Source organism: Wocania arenilitoris, from assembly GCF_021728535.1.
In the GTDB taxonomy this organism is placed as follows: Bacteria; Bacteroidota; Bacteroidia; order Flavobacteriales; family Flavobacteriaceae; genus Wocania_A; species Wocania_A arenilitoris.
Genome location: NZ_JAKKDU010000004.1, coordinates 85,525 through 103,055, shown reverse-complemented (window position 1 = coordinate 103,055; position 17,531 = coordinate 85,525). Strand labels below are relative to the sequence as shown.

Here is a 17,531-nt window from a genome sequence, read left to right as displayed (position 1 = left end):
CTCCTAATTAAGAGCTTTTTGAATATTTTTTAACACTTTTTTCGATTAACGAACACCGTGCATTAGTTTTTTAAGCAATGGGTGTAGCAATAGTGAAATAAGTCCTAAACCTATTGGGATAAATGTGAAAATTAAAAAGAAAAAAGAAAGACCGTGGTCATTAGTAATCTTTTCAATGTCTCCACCAACATAATGAGCTAACTTATTACCAATGGCTATTGCTAGGTAATAAACACCAAACATAAAAGCCACCATACGACCAGGAACTAGCTTACTTAAGTAAGATAGCCCCATAGGGCTTAAGCACATTTCTCCTAATGTATGGAACAAATATGCAAAAACTAACCACGCCATACTTAAACTAGCTGTTTGAGCACCTAATGGAACATCTTTAGCACCAAAAGCCAAAAAACCAAAGCCAATTCCTAATAACGCAAGTCCTAGAAAATATTTAACCGAAGCTGGTGGATTATATTTACTGTCCCACCACTTAGTAAACAACGGAGCAAACATGATTATGAAAAGTGAGTTCAATATAGCAAACCAAGTAATTGGAACTTCAGTTTCAGTTGATTGAAATTCAATATATAATTTATATAAAACAATAGCCCAAACTATTATAAAACTAAAACCGAGAATAATGTTAGATAATCCAATTCTATTAAAGGTTTTTCTGAATAATCTTAAAAGCACATAGGTTATAACACATAGCGGAACTACTGTAACTATTAAATCAACAACTTTAAAAGTGGTTGCGGCTCCACCTGCTAAAATTCTGTTTGTGTAATCTCTTGTATATATAGGTAAAGACCCAGCAGCTTGCTCAAAAGCAGCCCAGAAAAATATAGTGAATAAACAAAATATTGAAAATGCTATCATTCTATCTCTTTCTATAGTAACATATCTAGGTATTCTGACAATTAGTAGTAAAATAAATGATATAGCAGCAAGTAGTGCAAAAAACAAAGAATCCGTCATTCCAGCGACTGTGAAATTAAAAGTATAAATATTCCCGATTTTACTTAACGGGTCATTTATAATAAAAATCATAGCAGAAATAATAAATACTCCTATTAAAATATAATCAATAGTTAAAAACCTGTTTAATTTTACGCCACTACTTGAAACTGTTGCTGAATTATTTACTAAATCATCTATTAAATCGACATTTTCATTTTTTGGTTTATCACCGATATTCCCAAAAAGAGGTTGTGCGTAGTAAAACTGAAGCATTCCTAAAAGCATGAATATTCCAGCAAGACCAAAACCATAACTCCAACCTATTTTCTCTCCAACCCAACCACAAAGCATAATACCTATAAATGCTCCTGCGTTAACACCCATGTAAAAAATATTATAAGCACCATCTTTTTTCTCATCATGACCTTCATACATTTTAGAAATTATGGATGTCATATTAGGTTTGAAGAATCCATTTCCAACAATTAAAAACGCAATACCAATATATAAGAAAGTTGGTGTTTCAACAGCCATAGAAGCATGTCCTAAGGTCATTAAAAGAGCTCCTATTACAACTGCCATTCTATATCCAATCTTATTATCTGCTAACCAACCACCAACTAAGGGGGTTAAATAAACAAGCATTGCATAAGTACCAAGTAGCGAAAGTGCCGCTTCTGAAGTCCACTCCCATCCAGGATTATCTCCAATAAGTGCTCCTGTTAAAAATATAACTAAGATGGCTCGCATGCCATAATAAGAAAAGCGTTCCCACATTTCGGTAAAGAAGAGAACAAATAAACCCGAAGGATGCCCTAAGACTTTATCCTTAAAAAAATGATCGGTTGAGTTTTCTGCCATATTAAGAATATTAAAAAGTTAAAAAAAGAAAACCTCATAATAAGCTTTATGAGGTTTATATAATTATTAATTATCTGCTAATTCGAAGCCTTCAGTTTCGTCTGTATGCATCTCACGTTCATTATCTTCTGCACCATGCGTTAATCGTTTTAAAGGTTTTAAAATCATAATAAATAATGAGCCAATAATTACAGTAAATATTAAGATTCCTAAGAAAATAGCATATTCACCAAAATCACTTGCAGCTTCTCCAACTATTCCAGCAACTTTACTTCCTAAGCCAGTAGCTGCAAAATATACACCCATCATTAATGATGCATATTTAACAGGTGTTAGCTTGGTAATAAATGAGAGTGCAACGGGCGATAAACATAGTTCCCCAATAGTATGAAATAAATACGCTAATACCAGCCAAATCATACTAGATGTACCAGATTTTTCAAACTCCATAGCTGCAAACACCATAAAAAGGAATCCAAACCCCATGATTATGATACCAATTGCCATTTTAAAAATGGAAGAACCTTCTTTGCCTTTCAACTTACGCTTAGCCCAAATAGAAGCTATAAGGGTAGCAAATATAATTATAAATCCAGCATTTAAACTTTGAAACATTACAGTTGGAATTTCCCATCCAAATAGCACTCTATCAACTTTTGATTCTGTATATAAATTCATTAATCCTCCTGCTTGTTCAAAAGCTCCCCAAAATACAATTACCATAATAAAAGATAAGAGTAATACCATAAAACGATCTTTATAAACTTGAGAATTTAACTCTTTATAAATCATCATTAATAAAGAAGTAACAGCCGTTAAGAACACAAATAAGAGACCGTAACCCCACTCTAAAGCATACCATCCATATAACGAAGCAGCTAATAAAATAAATGTAAAAACTAACTGCATTGGCGACTTAAATAATTTACCGTAAAGCTTACCATAAGATATCTCATTAGTATCATCTTTTTTTGGTGGCTCAAAATTACCAACTTGTGTTAAGTACTTTTGACCAATTATATAATTAATTAATCCAAGTAGCATTACAACTCCAGCGAGTCCAAAACCTGCGTGCCAACCCCATTCAGCCACAACTAATCCAACAATCATGGTAGCCAATAAAGACCCTAAATTAATACCAATATAAAATATACTAAAACCTTTATCTCGCCGGATATCTCCTTCTTTATATAAACCGCCAACCATTGTAGAAATGTTAGGTTTTAATAATCCAACACCTAGGATTACTAGTCCTAAACCTGTATAAAAAGCCCAAATATCAGTGAGAACCAATACACCATGTCCAAGACATAATACAATGGCTCCAAGTAATACAGCTTTTTTCTGTCCAATAAGTTTATCAGCTATCATACCTCCAGGAATCGACATCACATACACTAACATGGTATACCAACCGTAAAGCGCTAAAGCTTCTTGATCGCTCCAACCTAATCCAGCACCTCTATCATCTCCAATAGTTTGAGTTGTCATATACAACACTAAAAGTGCACGCATTCCATAGTAGGAAAAACGCTCCCACATTTCAGTTAAAAATAAAATATATAAACCAATAGGTTGACCCCAAAGTTCTTTTTGATGCGGTTGTAATGCCGTTGCTGTCATAAATATGTTGTTAGTTAGTAATTAGTTTATTATCCTTTAATTTCTATTTTTTTCGATTCGCTCTCTTTGCCTTTTTCTCTCTTATCTCCAAGATTTGCATTGATGAAGTTAGTCATTTTTTTATAAAGATGTAATCTTGTGTTTCCACCATAAATCCCATGATTTTTATCTGGATAAATCATCCAATCAAATTGCTTATCAGCCTGTATTAAAGCTTCAACCAATCGCATGGTGTTTTGTAAATGCACATTATCGTCTGCCGACCCATGAATTAATAAATAGTCTCCTTTTAACTTATCTACATGGTTTATTGGTGAGTTGTCATCATAACCACTGGCATTTTCTTGTGGTGTCGTCATATAACGTTCGGTATAAATGGTATCGTAAAAACGCCAGCTACTAACAGGTGCTACTGCAATTGCCATTTTAAACACATCATTACCTTTAAATAGAGCATTACTGCTCATAAACCCACCATAACTCCAGCCCCAAATACCAATCCTACTAGCATCAATATATGGCAATGCGCCTAATTGTTTTGCTGCTTGTATTTGATCTTCTACCTCATATTTCCCCAACTCATTCTGCGTTACTTTTTTAAACGCAGCACCTTTAAATCCTGTTCCACGACCATCAACACATGCAATAACATAGTCTTGCTGTGCTAAGTGTTGATACCAATAATCGTTTGAGTTATTCCATTGGTTAGCTACTTGTTGAGACCCTGGTCCAGAATATTGATACATTAGCAAAGGGTACTGTTTTGTAGCATCAAAATAAGCAGGTTTAATCATCCACATATTCAAATCGTTGCCATTTACATTAATGGTGCTAAATTCTTTTTTTGAAGTTTTATAATAAGAAAGGTTTTTAGACAACACATCGTTATCCTTAATACTTTTTATAACATTTCCTGAAGCAGAACTATTTAAAGTATATTCTGGCGGCGTTGTAGCACTAGAAAATGTATTTATAAAATAAGAGAAATCTGCACTAAATGAAGCGTTATTAGTGCCTTCGCTTTTTGTTAAGCGTTTTTTATCGCGCCCATTTAATTTAATGGAATAAACATCACGGTTTATTGAACCGTTTTCTACAGATTGATAAAAAATCCTATTTGTGTTTTCGTCAAAGCCATAATAATTAGTGACTTCCCAATTACCTTTAGTAATTTGGTTTATTAGTTTACCTGTATTTGAATAGTGATAAATATGATTGTATCCATCTTTTTCGCTAGTCCAAATAAAACTATTATCTTTTAAAAAAGTTAAATTATCAGTAATATCAACATAAGCATCATCCTTTTCTGCTAATACTAGATTTGATGTGTTTGTTTTAGCATTAATCATCCATAAGTCCAATTCATTTTGGTGACGATTAATATATTGTGCACTTAAAATATTGGGGTTATTGGTCCATTTAATTCTTGGAATATAAAAATCACTATACGCTTTATTAACTTTTACTTTATTAGTTTTTTCTGTCTCTAAATTATAAATATGAAGCGATACTAAAGCGTTTTTTTCACCTGCTTTTGGGTATTTAAATACCTGCTGAGTTTGGTACAATGCAGTGCCATAAACATCCATTGAAAATTCTGGAACATCAGTTTCATTAAACCTAATAAAAGCTATTTTATCGCTATCAGCATTCCATTCAAAAGCACAAACAAATGCAAATTCTTCTTCGTAAACCCAATCGGTAATACCATTAATTATTTTATTTTTTTCGCCATCAAAAGTAATTTGCGTGGTCGTATTAGCAGTTAAATCTTTTGTGTACAAATTATTTTGATACCCGAAGGCTACTTTATTTCCATCGGGAGAAAATGTTGGTTCTTGAATTCTATTTTCAGAAATTAAACTTATCGATTTCTTAGCAGTATCATAAACATAATAATTTCCTAATGTTGACCTACGGTAAATAGATTCTTCGTTTGTGGCTAAAATAATTTTGCTTTCATCATCACTAAAAGTATAATCTGTAAAATATTCAAGTTCGCTAATATCTAAAGAACTTACTAAGGTTTTTATCTTTTTTAGTGTTTTGTAATCGTAAATATCTATTGAAGTCGACCTCGTATTTCTGTTAAAATTTAATACCGAATATTGCTGACCATTTTTCATAGAATGAAGCACTTCTAATCGTTCAGTTCTAAAGGTATCATCCCAAATTTCTTCAAGGGAAATTTGCTTAGTTTGAGCCGATAAAACTGTGGAAATAAAAAAACAAATAAATAATGGTAATCTTAATAATTTCATTTAAAATTATTTTTTTAATAAAATGATGTCAAGTTTACTAAAAATTATGCAAAAAACCGACACTATTAACAGTTAAATAAGCGAATGCATCAACTACTTTTCCAAATTTCATACCAAGATTGGTATATTTGCTATGTAAATAGTTAATAATGAGTAAAACAATTTCTGGGTTTTCTAAGCTTTCAAAATCTAAAAAAATCGATTGGATTGTAAACACCTATTTTTCCAATACAGAAGAAGCAAAACGTATTTTAAAACAATATTGGAATTCTAATGATAAACTACAACAACTACACGATGAGTTTATAGAAAATACAATTTCTAATTACTATTTACCTCTTGGTGTTGCTCCTAATTTTTTAATTAACAATAGGCTTTATACTATACCCATGGCTATTGAAGAAAGCTCTGTTGTAGCTGCCGCAAGTAAAGCTGCAAAATTTTGGTTAGATAGAGGCGGCTTTAAAACAACCGTTATTTCTACTACTAAAATAGGACAAGTACACTTTATGTACCATGGTGAATTGAATAAACTAAAAAGCTTTTTTAATGATGTAAAACCAAAACTTATAGAAGAAGCTAAACCCATTACCAAAAATATGGAATCGCGTGGTGGCGGCATTATTGATATTGAATTACGCGACAAAACTAGCGGCATAAATGGTTATTACCAACTGCATGCATCGTTTGAAACCCTAGATGCTATGGGTGCAAATTTTATAAATTCCTGCTTAGAACAGTTTGCTAAAACTTTTAAAAATGAAGCTTTGCTATTTAAAAGTTTTTCTGAAGAAGAAAGGCAAATTCAAGTTGTGATGAGTATTTTATCAAACTATGTACCTGATTGTTTAGTACGCGCAGAAGTAAGTTGCCCTATTGAAGTTTTAAATGACAATGATTTAATTGTTGGTAAAGACTTTGCAACTAAATTTGTGCAAGCAGTAAACATTGCTGAGATTGAACCTTATCGTGCAGTAACGCACAACAAAGGTATAATGAACGGCATTGATGCGGTTGTTTTAGCAACTGGCAACGATTTTAGAGCAGTTGAAGCTGGCGTACACGCTTATGCGTCTCGACATGGTAAATATAGTAGTTTAACCCATGCAAAAATTGAAGATGGTATTTTTACATTTTGGATTGAAATTCCTTTAGCTTTAGGTACTGTTGGCGGGCTTACTAATTTACATCCATTAGTAAAATTAGCATTAGAGTTACTACATAAACCATCAGCTAAAGAGTTAATGCAAATAGTAGCAGTTGCTGGTTTAGCACAAAATTTTGCAGCACTACGTTCGTTAATCACTACAGGAATTCAAGAAGGCCATATGAAAATGCATTTAATGAACATCCTTAATCAATTTGAAGCTAACGGTAAAGAAAAACGTTTATTAACCGAACATTTTAAAACCAATTCCGTTACGCATAATGCGGTTGTTGATGCTTTAAATAAATTAAGAGTTAACAACTAAAATGGAACGTTTTTACAGCAACGGAAAATTATTATTAACTGGAGAATATGTTGTGCTTGATGGTGCTTTATCTTTGGCCATCCCAACAAAATACGGGCAATCTTTAGAAATTGAACCTTTTGATACACCAAAAATTATTTGGACAAGTTTTGATGAAAAAGAAACTATTTGGTTTGAATGTCAGTTTTTAATTTTTAGAGAGATGCTGAAACAAGCTGAACATGACGAAACATCAGATAAATTAATTAAAATATTAAATATTGCTAAAAAACTAAACCCTAAGTTTTTAAGTTCTGTAAAAGGGTTTAAAGTTACTACCAAACTCGATTTTCCAAGACATTGGGGGTTAGGCACATCATCGACATTAATAAATAATATAGCAAAATGGGCAAAAGTTGATGCTTACCTGCTTTTAAATAAAACTTTTGGTGGTAGTGGTTACGATATTGCTTGTGCACAACATAATAAACCTATTACTTATCAATTAATTAATAGTGATATGCTGAAACAAGTTCAGCATGACAAAACCAGAATTATTAAAGAAGTAAATTTTAATCCTTCATTTAAAAATCAGTTATACTTTGTTTACCTAAATCAAAAGCAAAATAGTCGGGATGGCATTGCACAGTATAAAAAGAATACTTCAAATTTATCACAATCTATTTCAGAAATAAATACAATCACTCAAAATATAATCACTTGTAAAACACTTGCAGATTTTGTTTTTCTTATAGAAAAACATGAAATTATCATTTCAAAAATCATTAAGCAGAAACCCGTAAAAGAGCGTTTATTTAACGATTTCAATGGTGGTATAAAAAGCCTTGGTGCTTGGGGTGGAGATTTTGTTTTAGTCGCATCAAAAGACAATCCTGAAACATATTTTAAAAAGAAAGGGTTTAACACTATTATTCCGTATCAAGACATGATATTATAGCGCACAAAAAAGCCTCAAATTAATGAGGCTTAGCTTTTGTTTTTACAAGTTTTATTGAATTTGAGTCTTAGCTCTGTTATCTTCAATGTCGGCAGCTTCTTTTAAAGCGTTATATAACTTTGCTGTTACCACACTTACTTTTTTTGTTTCTACTTGATTTGCAAACGATTGGTAATTATCAAGCTCAACCGCTGGAGTAACTTTAGTAACTTGAAGCATGTAAACACCATTAGCACCATCTATTAATTTAGAGGTTTCACCTTCATTCAATCCAAAAGCAGCCCCAACAATAATTGGTTCTCTTCCAGCACCTGAAAGCGTTGGCGATTTCATAGTAACCGCAGAAGCAGTTCTAACAGTAGTGCTTTCTGCTGCTGCTAAATCTTCTAAAGTACTAACTGTAACTCTATCTCTTATAATTTTAGCCTTTTTCTCTTTACGTATCTCAGGAATTGCAATTGCTGATGCATCTTCAACACTTTGCAGTCCTTCTTTATGTTTTGCAACTAATTGCGCTATAGCATAACCCTTTGGGATATTAAAACGTTTAATATCACCCACTTCTGCGTCATCTTCAAAAGCCCAACGCACTATTGGTCTTTGGTTACCAATACCTGGAATATTTTCGTCTAATGCCTTAATTCCATTTACAGGTCTTACTGTGTATTTGTTTTCGGTTGCAAATTCTTGAAAGTCGTTTTTTTCCATCACTTTTCTTTCAAAGTTTGCTGCATCTCTAAATACTTTTGATACTGTTGCTTCAGATGGTTCTATCTTTCTAGCAATAGTTGCTAATTGAATGGCTTTCTTTTTATTTTTCTGACCTTCAACCTCAATAATATGAAAACCAAAAACTGTTTTTACAACTCCTAAATCTCCTACTTTACCTTCAAATTCAAAATCATTAAATTCTGGAACCATAGTATTATATGGATGCCAATCATAGCGCCCGCCATTTTCAACACTTCCTTTGTCTGAAGAAAAATCTTTAACAAACGCTTCAAATTTAGATTTGTTAGATTTTAAAATGGTTAAAAGACTATCAGCCGTTACTTTTGCTTGTGCTTCGGTTTGCGTTACGTCTGGTGTAGCTGATTGTGCACCTATAAACGGAATTAATATGTGGCGTACTTTTGCTGAGTCTGGTATTTGCTTAACAGCAGCAACTTTTGATACTTTAAAATAACCATTGTCTTTATATGGTCCATAAATTTCACCTTGGTTAAGGTTATAAATACTATCTGCAACTGCTGTTGGTAAAGATGATTTAAAAACAAAACGATCATCAAATTTTATATCAGAATTAGAATTCACAAACTCTTCGTTATTAGTAGTTTTAGAAAAGCCAATAATAGTTTCATTAGCTTTTAAACCATCGTTATACTCTTCTCTATCGTTTAACAATTTTTCTAATTCTGCTTTAATAGCGTTTTCATCTTCAACAGTAGCAACTTCTTTAAACTCTACATATCTAATATCTCTCGAAGCTTCAACCTGAAACTGCTTTTTGTTTCTGTTTATATATTCTGAAATATCAGATTTTGAAACCTTTACTATACTATCAGGAACAGAAGAATATGGTACCTGTACGTACTTAATATCTACTTTATTACCTTGTAACTTATGCTCTAACTCGCCTTCGGCTAGTGTACCAGTTAATCCAGCCTTAACCAAATTAAAGTAATTTTGATTTAAAGCATTGTCTGCTAATTGCTTTTCGTAATTAACCCAATCGGCATAAGTTAATGGTTGGCCTGCAATAAAACCTGGTTGTGGAAATAACTCTTTAAGGTTAGCAATAAACTCATTTAACTTGTTTTCATCAAACAATCCAGCTTCGTTTAAAAATTCTGGATTAGTTGCCATTGCCGATTTAAGCAAATCTCTCATTTGGTCTTTCTCAATAGAAATACCTAAGTGTTCGTATTGCGTTTCCATAACAGCTTGCCTTACCTCTTGCTCCCAAATACGGTTTATTACTTGTGTATTTGTAGCACTTGCACCAGCACGTTTTTGAGCTACTTCTACCTTTTGTAAAAAGTCTTCGCGCGTAATATCTTTTCCATTAATTGTAGCAACAATATTTTGCGATTTTGAGGTTAGTGCATCGCTATTTTTAAATAAATCTGCTAATACAAAAGAGAATAACGCTAATGCTATAATTAATATTAAAAATAGTGAGCGTTGTCTAATCTTATTTAAAACTGCCATTTTGTAATTATAAATTTTAAAAAATCCGTTTTATAGGATTTAGCTTATTAATTTGTTTATATTTCTTAATCTGTTTTTTGAAGAAATACAGTGCGCGAAAATACCATTTTCTATTTAATAATAAAAGCGTTATTCGGGTTTTGTTTACTGAGTAATGCGGAATAAAAAAATCTCTCGAACTAAAGACCGAATACTGAAGACTGGTGACTGAAGACCGATGACTGGATACTGAAGACTGTCAACTAAATTAATCTACTTCTAAAAGCTTAAGTTCTACCAAATCTATTTTGGTGTTTGATACTTCTAAAACTGTAAACTGAAATTCTTCAATAATAACAATCTCATCTTGTGCTGGAATTTCTTCAGTGTGATTAACAATTAATCCTCCTAAAGTCTCATAATTTTCGTTTTCAGGAAGATTTAATTTATAAGCTTCATTTAAATAATCTACCTCTAAACGTGCTGAAAAAGTAAAGGTGTCTTCATCTATTTTTTCTTCAATTAAATCTACTGTATCGTGTTCGTCTTCAATCTCTCCAAAAAGCTCTTCAACAATGTCTTCAACGGTCATAATACCTGATGTCCCACCGTATTCATCTAAAACAACCGCTATACTTTTATGCTTTTTAGTAAGTACATTTAGCACGTCTTTAATGAGTACCGTTTCAGGAATATACTCAACAGGTAGCATTGCAGATTTTATAGTTTTTGGTTTTTTAAAAAGCTCGAACGCATGTACGTAACCTAAAATATCGTCAACCGTTTCTTGGTAAACTAAAATTTTAGTACAACCAGTTTCGGTAAAAAGTGCGTTAAGCGTTTTTATGGATTCGTTAATTTCAACAGCAATAATTTCGGTTCTAGGCACCATCACTTCTCGTGCTTTAACCTCAGAAAACTCTAAAGCATTTTGAAATATTTGGATCTCGGAATCTACATGGTCATGTTCTTCAACCGATTCCATTTGTTCACTTATATAATTTCCCAATTCTACTTTTGTAAAGGCAAGTTGAATTTGGTCGCCTTCGGTTTTAAAAAAATATTTAAGCACAAAGTCTGAAATCCAAATCACAAAATCTGATATAAAACTAAATAACACATAAAATATATAGGCTGGAACTGCCAATGCTTTTATGAGTGTATTTGAATATATTTGAAAAAATACTTTTGGTAAAAATTCGGCTGTAATTAAAATAACAAATGTTGAAATAACCGTTTGTGATAATAAACTTAAATCGGTTAATAAATAATTTACAAAAACCGACGAAGTTGGTAACATGGATCGAAACCAGTTAACCAATAAATCGCCCATAAAAAAGCCGTAAATTACTAATGCTATATTGTTTCCAATTAGCATGGTTGTAATAAATTTTGATGGTTTTGCGGTAAGCCTGCCTAATATTTTTGCAAGAATACCGTCTTGTTTTTTTTCAATTTCGATATGAATTTTGTTTGAAGACACATAAGCAATCTCCATACCCGAAAAAAAGGCCGATAGTATTAACGAGACAATTATAATAACAACATAAATGCTCATTTATTTTGAATTGTTTCTGTCTTCAAATTTTTTAGTAAATTTTCTTCTGAAGAAAAACATAAAAATAGCAAGTGCTACTAATAAAATTGAGGCATAAGCAATTTCGCCATTATTTATATATTTTGATAAAGCATCATATAAAAATAATATACCAAATACTAAATAAGCGTATTGAAAAAACTTAGAATATTTCATTATTTAAATTGTGAATTTAAGTTATCACAAAGATAATTAAAATAGAGAAACGCAGTTTGAAGATTTAAATTAATCTTCAAGTGTCATATAGCCAGTTACTTCAAGCACTTCGGCTAGACTAAAATCCTTATTGGCATCGAAACCAATCCCGTTAGTAACAGCTTCGGCTTGTTTATATTTAACAGGTTTATTTGTAAACAACCATTCTTTTTCCTGATCAAAAAATAATTGTTCGGCAAACAAGGTGTCGTTTGCACTTGTTATTATCTTTACATTACCTTGTAAATCTATAAGTTTTGTTTCGTTATAAATAATGGCATAATCTGATACTACAATGTTTTTTTTGTTTTCATTATCATATATATCCAGCGTAATACCTTCTGGGAATTCATTAAACGGAAAATCTCTATTTGAATAATCCAACATTTTAGGGCTAATAAGAATAGCCTTAACCTTACCAGAGTCTGTATGTACTAAATTAATTTTTTCTGCAACGCCAATGGGTTCATTTTCAGACATACCCATTTTTTGAACATCATCTAAATTACCTTTACATGAAATGAGCATTACTATAATAAGCCCAGCGAGAAGTATCTTGTCAAACGAATTGTATATATTTTTTTTAATAGAATAAATACTTTTAAATGAAAAAAACATAGTCACAGCAATTGCTGTGACTATGTTTAATATATAATATTTATTTATTGTTTGCATTACACTTTAGGCACTGTAACAGAAGACCCTATCCAACATCCAATTTTAATAACTTGCCCTGAATTAGCTGCACTAAAAATATCTGCTTTTGATGGTGCTTTAGCTAAGTAACTTGCAGCAGATTGTGCTGCGGACTTTTGTAAAGTTGGATCAACACGAGCTGCTTTTCTAGCTTCATCGGCTGCTAACCAATATACCGCTCTTTTATTAAAAGTGGTATCACCACAACTGTTTGCACTTGATGCATACATAGCTGCAATAGCTAAGTGAGGTCGACCATTTGACGGATTAAGCTTTAAAGCATTTCTAAAATAACCTCTAGCTTGCCCGTATCTCCCTTTCTTTTTAAGGATTGTTCCTATTCTGTAAGCTAATTTAGATTTTTTAAACGAATCTTCTTCTAAATCATAAGCTTCATTAAAGTAACCTTCTGCTTCTGATGTTTTTCCTTTTTTCATTAAAATACCAGCAACAAAAACTTTAGTATCTGCAGATGGAGATAATTCATCATAAGCCTTTACTAATCTTTCATATAAAGGATCATCAGTACATTCTTTGTAGAACATTCTACTTACTGCACGCTTTAACCAAATGGCATCATTTTTATATTCCTCGAAATCTTTTTGATATAACGGTATTAAGTTTTCACAGTTTGCTCTTTCTCCTAATTCAGAATCAATACTTCCTGATACTTTATCATAAGCTGTTAACACTTGAGAATAGTATTTCTTATACTTTTTTTCTTTAGATGTTAACGCGGTACCTGCATCTTCTTTTTCAATCAATTTGTTAAGCTTTTCAGAAGCTAATTTTACTTCATCTTCAATTTTTTCAGCAACATCATCATATTTATTAAATAAATCTTTAGCTGGTTTTTTTCCACCATCGTATAATGCTACCATTAATTTAAAATAAATATATAAGCTTTTAGGGTTTTTAAATGTTGCTTTATCTAAGTTATAAGCTGCATCAAAACATTCGTAAAGTTCTTGATCTGTCTTATTTAATATATCTTTATAGTCATGCATTAATTGGCAAGCTTTTGCAGCATATTCACCTTTTGGTGTTTTACTTGCAAAATGCGTTCCTCTTTCATCCCATAGTTTTATAAGATCTTTTATATAAGCTACTTTATTAGCATCTGTAGATTTTTCAATTTTATCATCTAAAATTTTTTCGCCATAAACATAAATAGCTCTATTAAATTTAGGGTTTCGCTGTCTTAATTCCATAAATGGTTTATAAGCTGCTTCGTAATTTTTTGCTTTAGCATACTCTGTCATAATCGACAATGTTGCCATGTCCTCTTCATTAGTCTGTCCACTTACAAGGTTTAACCCTATGAATAAAAAAGTAAATAATAATGTAATTTTCGCCTTCATGATAATAATTTTATGTTAGTCGTACTTTCTTTTGTTGAACCATCTATCGTTCAAAGATAAACTTAATTGGAAATTAACAAAATTCTCTTGAATTAAGTTACTGTTTTTAGTGCCTCTTTGTCCTATTTCGAAACCTATATTGGCATTAGAAAACGCTCTAATATCTCCAACTGGTAAACCTACTCCAAAAGATATGCCAAACTCGTTTATTGATTCATTATTTATATTTAATCCTGTTTTTTCTGACCGAATACCTGCTCTATACACAACACGTTTAAAATAACCATTAAGTGTATTATAATTAGGTATAAAAAATCCCCCAAGAGAAATGGTTGATGCATCTTCAAATTTAGTAGTGGCACTACTGTATAAAACATTTGAAAAATTACTTATTTTTTGCGATGTGTATTCGCCTCCAACAAACCATTTTCTTGGTTGGCCAATTCCGGCACCAAACGAAAACTTAGATGGTAAAACTAAATCTGTTTCCTTTAAACCACTTGCTTCCAAATCTAATTCAATAGTATTAAACGCAAATTCTTGTCCTGTACTAGAATTAATAGTAATTGTAGAAAATGAACGTTCGTTTTTTGATGTTAGACTGCTCTCTGGTGTAAATGTAATACCAGAAACAAGCTCTAATTTTTCGTTTAACATGTGTTTGTATGATAACCCTAAATTAAAATTTAATCCACTTAAATCTGATCTGTTGGCTTCTCGAGATTGATATTGCGCAGGCTCACCTTGGTTATCATAAAGATATTCAATAGTTGCGTTCTGAATATTACCAAAATTATAATGTGCGTCAATACCAACACTTAATCCTTTTGCAAGCATATAACCAAGCCCTAAAAAGGCTTTATTTAAACCACCTTCTCCTCTAAATCTGTTTATTGGGTTGTTAGATGCGTCAACAGACTCTAACTTATAGCCAACTGACGTATAAGGCATTAACCCGAAACCTAAACCAAATTTACCCAAAGGAACAGACAACGCTAGATAATCAAACGTTATTGCCGTAGCATTATCACTGCTTGTATTACTTTTTAAGCCTATACTAGAATAACTTCCTCCTACTGTAAATTTAACGGGCCTACTTTCGTTACCATAATATGCCAAATTTTCTCCAGTGTAAGCGGCAGGATTTCGTAAATTAACATGAATACTATCGGTATAGACACTTAATCCCCCCATACTTCTATTTTCAACAGTACCTTTAAATTTAAGGCTACCAATACCATAAAATGAATATGGAGAAGCAGTACCTTGCTGTGCGTAACTCTGAATTGCTAAAAACGCAATAAAAACTATTACAAGTTTTTTTATCATTAGTTTGAATTAAATTGTAAAATATAGTTTAGTCCCTCTAAAAGAAAATTAGAGTTGGCAAATATGCTACTTTTTAATTGTTTTGACAAGAAATTAGCATCGCCACCTGTTAAAATAACTGTTAAATCTGGATATTTTTGCTCATAAACCTCAATTACTCCTTCAATTTCCTTTAAAACACCATTTACTACGCCAGAATGTATTGAAGTATTTGTTGAATTTCCTATTATAGAATTAGGTGTTTCTGTTTCTAGTAACGGTAAATTAGCTGTTAAATTATTTAAAGATTTGTAACGCATTCTAATTCCTGGAGATATAGCCCCTCCTAAATACTCGTTCTTAGCTGTTATAAAATCATAAGTAATACAAGTACCTGCATCAATAATTAAGGCATTATTTTCAGGAAAATAATTAACAGAAGCACTAACTAGAGCAATTCTATCTATTCCTAAAGTTTCTGGTGTGTTATATAAGTTTTTAAATGGTATTTTAGTGTCAAAATTTAAGAGTATTAAATTATAGTTTTTATCAATGTATTTAACTTCTTTCTCTTTTAATTTTGCTACTGAAGATATAATGACTTTATTTATAGATTTATACTCCTTTTTTAAGAATTCTATATGATTTAAAAGATTTTCGAGCTTAATAACATATTTTACTTTAATCTTGTCTCCATTAAAAACAGCAAGTTTTACATAAGTATTACCAACATCAATAATTAAATTCATAGCCATACAAAAAGTCAAATTTACAAAACCAACAACAATAAAATTCTTAATTATTTTATAATGTTTAGGTTAAAATAAAAGCACACTAAATAAATACTATTTAATATATATTTTTGTATTTTATTTTGGCGAATAGCAAAAATGAATATATATTTGCAACCGCTTTGGCGAGGTACCTTAGCTCAGTTGGTAGAGCAAAGGACTGAAAATCCTTGTGTCCCTGGTTCGATTCCTGGAGGTACCACGAAAAAATCCCGAAACATTACTGTTTACGGGATTTTTTGTTTTACAGGGTGCTAATCCATCTTAGAACAATTCCTTTTTGATTTAAACTTCTTTTATTTACGAACTGCACTTTGTGTACATGGACAATTACTAATACCTTGAAGAAAGTTTATTCCTATTGTAACTACATGAGTTCCTGAATTATATGCCGACAAATCATTTGTAGTTATTTGATAAGCATACCCAAAATAGAATATTGACTTTTGAAAACCTACCATAGGCCCAACATTTAAAGGTTTAAGAAATTGGTCGTTAAGAAAACGGTAGGATACCCCTGCCCAAAAGTAATCATCATTCCTGTTATACTTTCTAAACTTAAAATTTACATCTGTCATAGAGCGCTTATCACTGGTAAACATTTGATAAAAAATTGAAGGCTCAAATTCTAATCCACTTTTTTTAGGTCCTCGGAATGTATAACCAGAATATATCTGGTAATTTAAAAGTAAATTAGGTTCTAAGTTTCTTATACTAGAATCAAAATCTTTATCTAAAACATTGTTAACATTCAAACTTAAAAAGTAGCCTTTAAGCCTGAATAATGCGCCAACATCAAAGTTGTGATTTGTAGTTCTTCTATCATCTGTTACAAATGGGTCTATTGTAGGGTTCTCATAAGTAGTATTAAAGTTGTTAATATCAATTCTGAAGTTATTGATATTGTATGATAATCCGAAGGACAAATACATTTTAGAATAATAATCTAACACAAGATGATGTGCAAAAGAGAACTTAGCTCCAGTTTGAATGGTATTACCATTTCTATCATTATAAAGCGATAACCCTACACCTGTTCTATCAGCTATTCTAACATCACCATAAAACGATTGATTATCAGGGGCTCCTTTTATACCTACCCATTGTGTAAGTCCATTTGCTCTTAACTTAACATTGTCTCCTATTCCTGCATACGTTGGTGAAACCACAAAATTATTATCAGCTAGATACTGCGTAAACACAGGTAGATTCAATTCTTGACTATAGCCATAAGCTATAGTTAATAAGAATACTATGTATGTAATTGTTTTTTTCATTT

13 protein-coding genes and 1 tRNA gene are annotated in these 17,531 nt (G+C 31.6%); 3 read left to right on the top strand and 11 right to left on the bottom strand.

Features of this window, described 5'->3' with window-relative positions:
• Positions 1-45 precede the first annotated feature (45 nt).
• From L3X37_RS04390 to L3X37_RS04380, 3 genes are all read right to left on the bottom strand, one after another.
• Positions 46-1,821, bottom strand: coding sequence for a peptide MFS transporter (locus L3X37_RS04390; RefSeq protein ID WP_237238953.1), 1,776 nt, complete (start codon positions 1,819-1,821; stop codon positions 46-48).
• A gap of 66 nt (positions 1,822-1,887) precedes the next feature.
• Positions 1,888-3,444: a peptide MFS transporter gene (locus L3X37_RS04385; protein ID WP_237238952.1), complete on the bottom strand. Its 1,557-nt coding sequence runs from the start codon at positions 3,442-3,444 to the stop codon at positions 1,888-1,890.
• A 29-nt stretch (positions 3,445-3,473) separates the two neighbouring features.
• Positions 3,474-5,705 carry a S9 family peptidase gene (locus L3X37_RS04380; RefSeq protein ID WP_237238951.1) on the bottom strand — a complete coding sequence of 744 codons (2,232 nt, stop codon included), beginning with the start codon at positions 5,703-5,705 and terminating at the stop codon, positions 3,474-3,476.
• A 149-nt stretch (positions 5,706-5,854) separates the two neighbouring features.
• Here L3X37_RS04380 and L3X37_RS04375 point away from each other — a divergent pair, with 149 nt between their 5' ends.
• A complete protein-coding gene (locus L3X37_RS04375; RefSeq protein ID WP_237238950.1) occupies positions 5,855-7,177 on the top strand; it encodes a hydroxymethylglutaryl-CoA reductase, degradative in 1,323 nt (440 codons plus the stop codon).
• A 1-nt stretch (position 7,178) separates the two neighbouring features.
• A complete protein-coding gene (locus L3X37_RS04370; protein ID WP_237238949.1) occupies positions 7,179-8,114 on the top strand; it encodes a GYDIA family GHMP kinase in 936 nt (311 codons plus the stop codon).
• Positions 8,115-8,165: 51 nt separating this feature from the next.
• Here L3X37_RS04370 and L3X37_RS04365 read toward each other — a convergent pair whose 3' ends face one another.
• The 7 genes from L3X37_RS04365 to L3X37_RS04335 all read right to left on the bottom strand — a co-directional run bounded on the left by L3X37_RS04365 (position 8,166) and on the right by L3X37_RS04335 (position 16,210).
• Positions 8,166-10,325: a peptidylprolyl isomerase gene (locus tag L3X37_RS04365; protein ID WP_237238948.1), complete on the bottom strand. Its 2,160-nt coding sequence runs from the start codon at positions 10,323-10,325 to the stop codon at positions 8,166-8,168.
• A 247-nt stretch (positions 10,326-10,572) separates the two neighbouring features.
• Positions 10,573-11,862: a hemolysin family protein gene (locus L3X37_RS04360; protein ID WP_237238947.1), complete on the bottom strand. Its 1,290-nt coding sequence runs from the start codon at positions 11,860-11,862 to the stop codon at positions 10,573-10,575.
• On the bottom strand, positions 11,863-12,057 hold the full coding sequence (locus L3X37_RS04355) for a hypothetical protein (protein WP_237238946.1): 195 nt from the start codon (positions 12,055-12,057) through the stop codon (positions 11,863-11,865).
• A 69-nt stretch (positions 12,058-12,126) separates the two neighbouring features.
• The gene (gene lptC, locus L3X37_RS04350; RefSeq protein WP_262910785.1) at positions 12,127-12,714 is read right to left on the bottom strand and encodes an LPS export ABC transporter periplasmic protein LptC; all 588 of its coding nucleotides are present in this window, start codon (positions 12,712-12,714) and stop codon (positions 12,127-12,129) included.
• Between the two features lie 56 nt (positions 12,715-12,770).
• Positions 12,771-14,153, bottom strand: coding sequence for a tetratricopeptide repeat protein (locus tag L3X37_RS04345; protein ID WP_237238944.1), 1,383 nt, complete (start codon positions 14,151-14,153; stop codon positions 12,771-12,773).
• A gap of 15 nt (positions 14,154-14,168) precedes the next feature.
• Positions 14,169-15,482: a BamG family beta-barrel-assembly machinery protein gene (gene bamG / locus L3X37_RS04340; protein WP_237238943.1), complete on the bottom strand. Its 1,314-nt coding sequence runs from the start codon at positions 15,480-15,482 to the stop codon at positions 14,169-14,171.
• Complete coding sequence (locus tag L3X37_RS04335; RefSeq protein ID WP_237238942.1) at positions 15,482-16,210, bottom strand: type III pantothenate kinase; 729 nt, start codon at positions 16,208-16,210, stop codon at positions 15,482-15,484. Before L3X37_RS04335 ends, bamG begins: the two co-directional genes overlap by 1 nt.
• A gap of 171 nt (positions 16,211-16,381) precedes the next feature.
• On the opposite strand from L3X37_RS04335, the gene L3X37_RS04330 reads away from it, so the two are divergent.
• A tRNA-Phe gene (locus L3X37_RS04330) sits at positions 16,382-16,454 on the top strand.
• 94 nt (positions 16,455-16,548) lie between these two features.
• On the opposite strand, the gene L3X37_RS04325 is transcribed toward L3X37_RS04330, so the two are convergent.
• Positions 16,549-17,529, bottom strand: a complete 981-nt coding sequence (locus tag L3X37_RS04325) for a PorP/SprF family type IX secretion system membrane protein (protein WP_237238941.1) — start codon at positions 17,527-17,529, stop codon at positions 16,549-16,551.
• Positions 17,530-17,531: the final 2 nt, after the last annotated feature.

Excerpts from the sequence above, each read along its gene's own strand:
- L3X37_RS04355 (WP_237238946.1), bottom strand. The coding sequence starts at position 12,057 with ATGAAATATTCTAAGTTTTTTCAATACGCTTATTTAGTATTTGGTATA.
- L3X37_RS04375 (WP_237238950.1), top strand. The coding sequence starts at position 5,855 with ATGAGTAAAACAATTTCTGGGTTTTCTAAGCTTTCAAAATCTAAAAAA.
- L3X37_RS04385 (WP_237238952.1), bottom strand. The coding sequence starts at position 3,444 with ATGACAGCAACGGCATTACAACCGCATCAAAAAGAACTTTGGGGTCAA.
- L3X37_RS04390 (WP_237238953.1), bottom strand. The coding sequence starts at position 1,821 with ATGGCAGAAAACTCAACCGATCATTTTTTTAAGGATAAAGTCTTAGGG.
- L3X37_RS04335 (WP_237238942.1), bottom strand. The coding sequence starts at position 16,210 with ATGAATTTAATTATTGATGTTGGTAATACTTATGTAAAACTTGCTGTT.
- L3X37_RS04365 (WP_237238948.1), bottom strand. The coding sequence starts at position 10,325 with ATGGCAGTTTTAAATAAGATTAGACAACGCTCACTATTTTTAATATTA.
- L3X37_RS04370 (WP_237238949.1), top strand. The coding sequence starts at position 7,179 with ATGGAACGTTTTTACAGCAACGGAAAATTATTATTAACTGGAGAATAT.
- L3X37_RS04325 (WP_237238941.1), bottom strand. The coding sequence starts at position 17,529 with ATGAAAAAAACAATTACATACATAGTATTCTTATTAACTATAGCTTAT.
- L3X37_RS04345 (WP_237238944.1), bottom strand. The coding sequence starts at position 14,153 with ATGAAGGCGAAAATTACATTATTATTTACTTTTTTATTCATAGGGTTA.
- L3X37_RS04380 (WP_237238951.1), bottom strand. The coding sequence starts at position 5,705 with ATGAAATTATTAAGATTACCATTATTTATTTGTTTTTTTATTTCCACA.
- L3X37_RS04360 (WP_237238947.1), bottom strand. The coding sequence starts at position 11,862 with ATGAGCATTTATGTTGTTATTATAATTGTCTCGTTAATACTATCGGCC.
- lptC (WP_262910785.1), bottom strand. The coding sequence starts at position 12,714 with ATGTTTTTTTCATTTAAAAGTATTTATTCTATTAAAAAAAATATATAC.
- bamG (WP_237238943.1), bottom strand. The coding sequence starts at position 15,482 with ATGATAAAAAAACTTGTAATAGTTTTTATTGCGTTTTTAGCAATTCAG.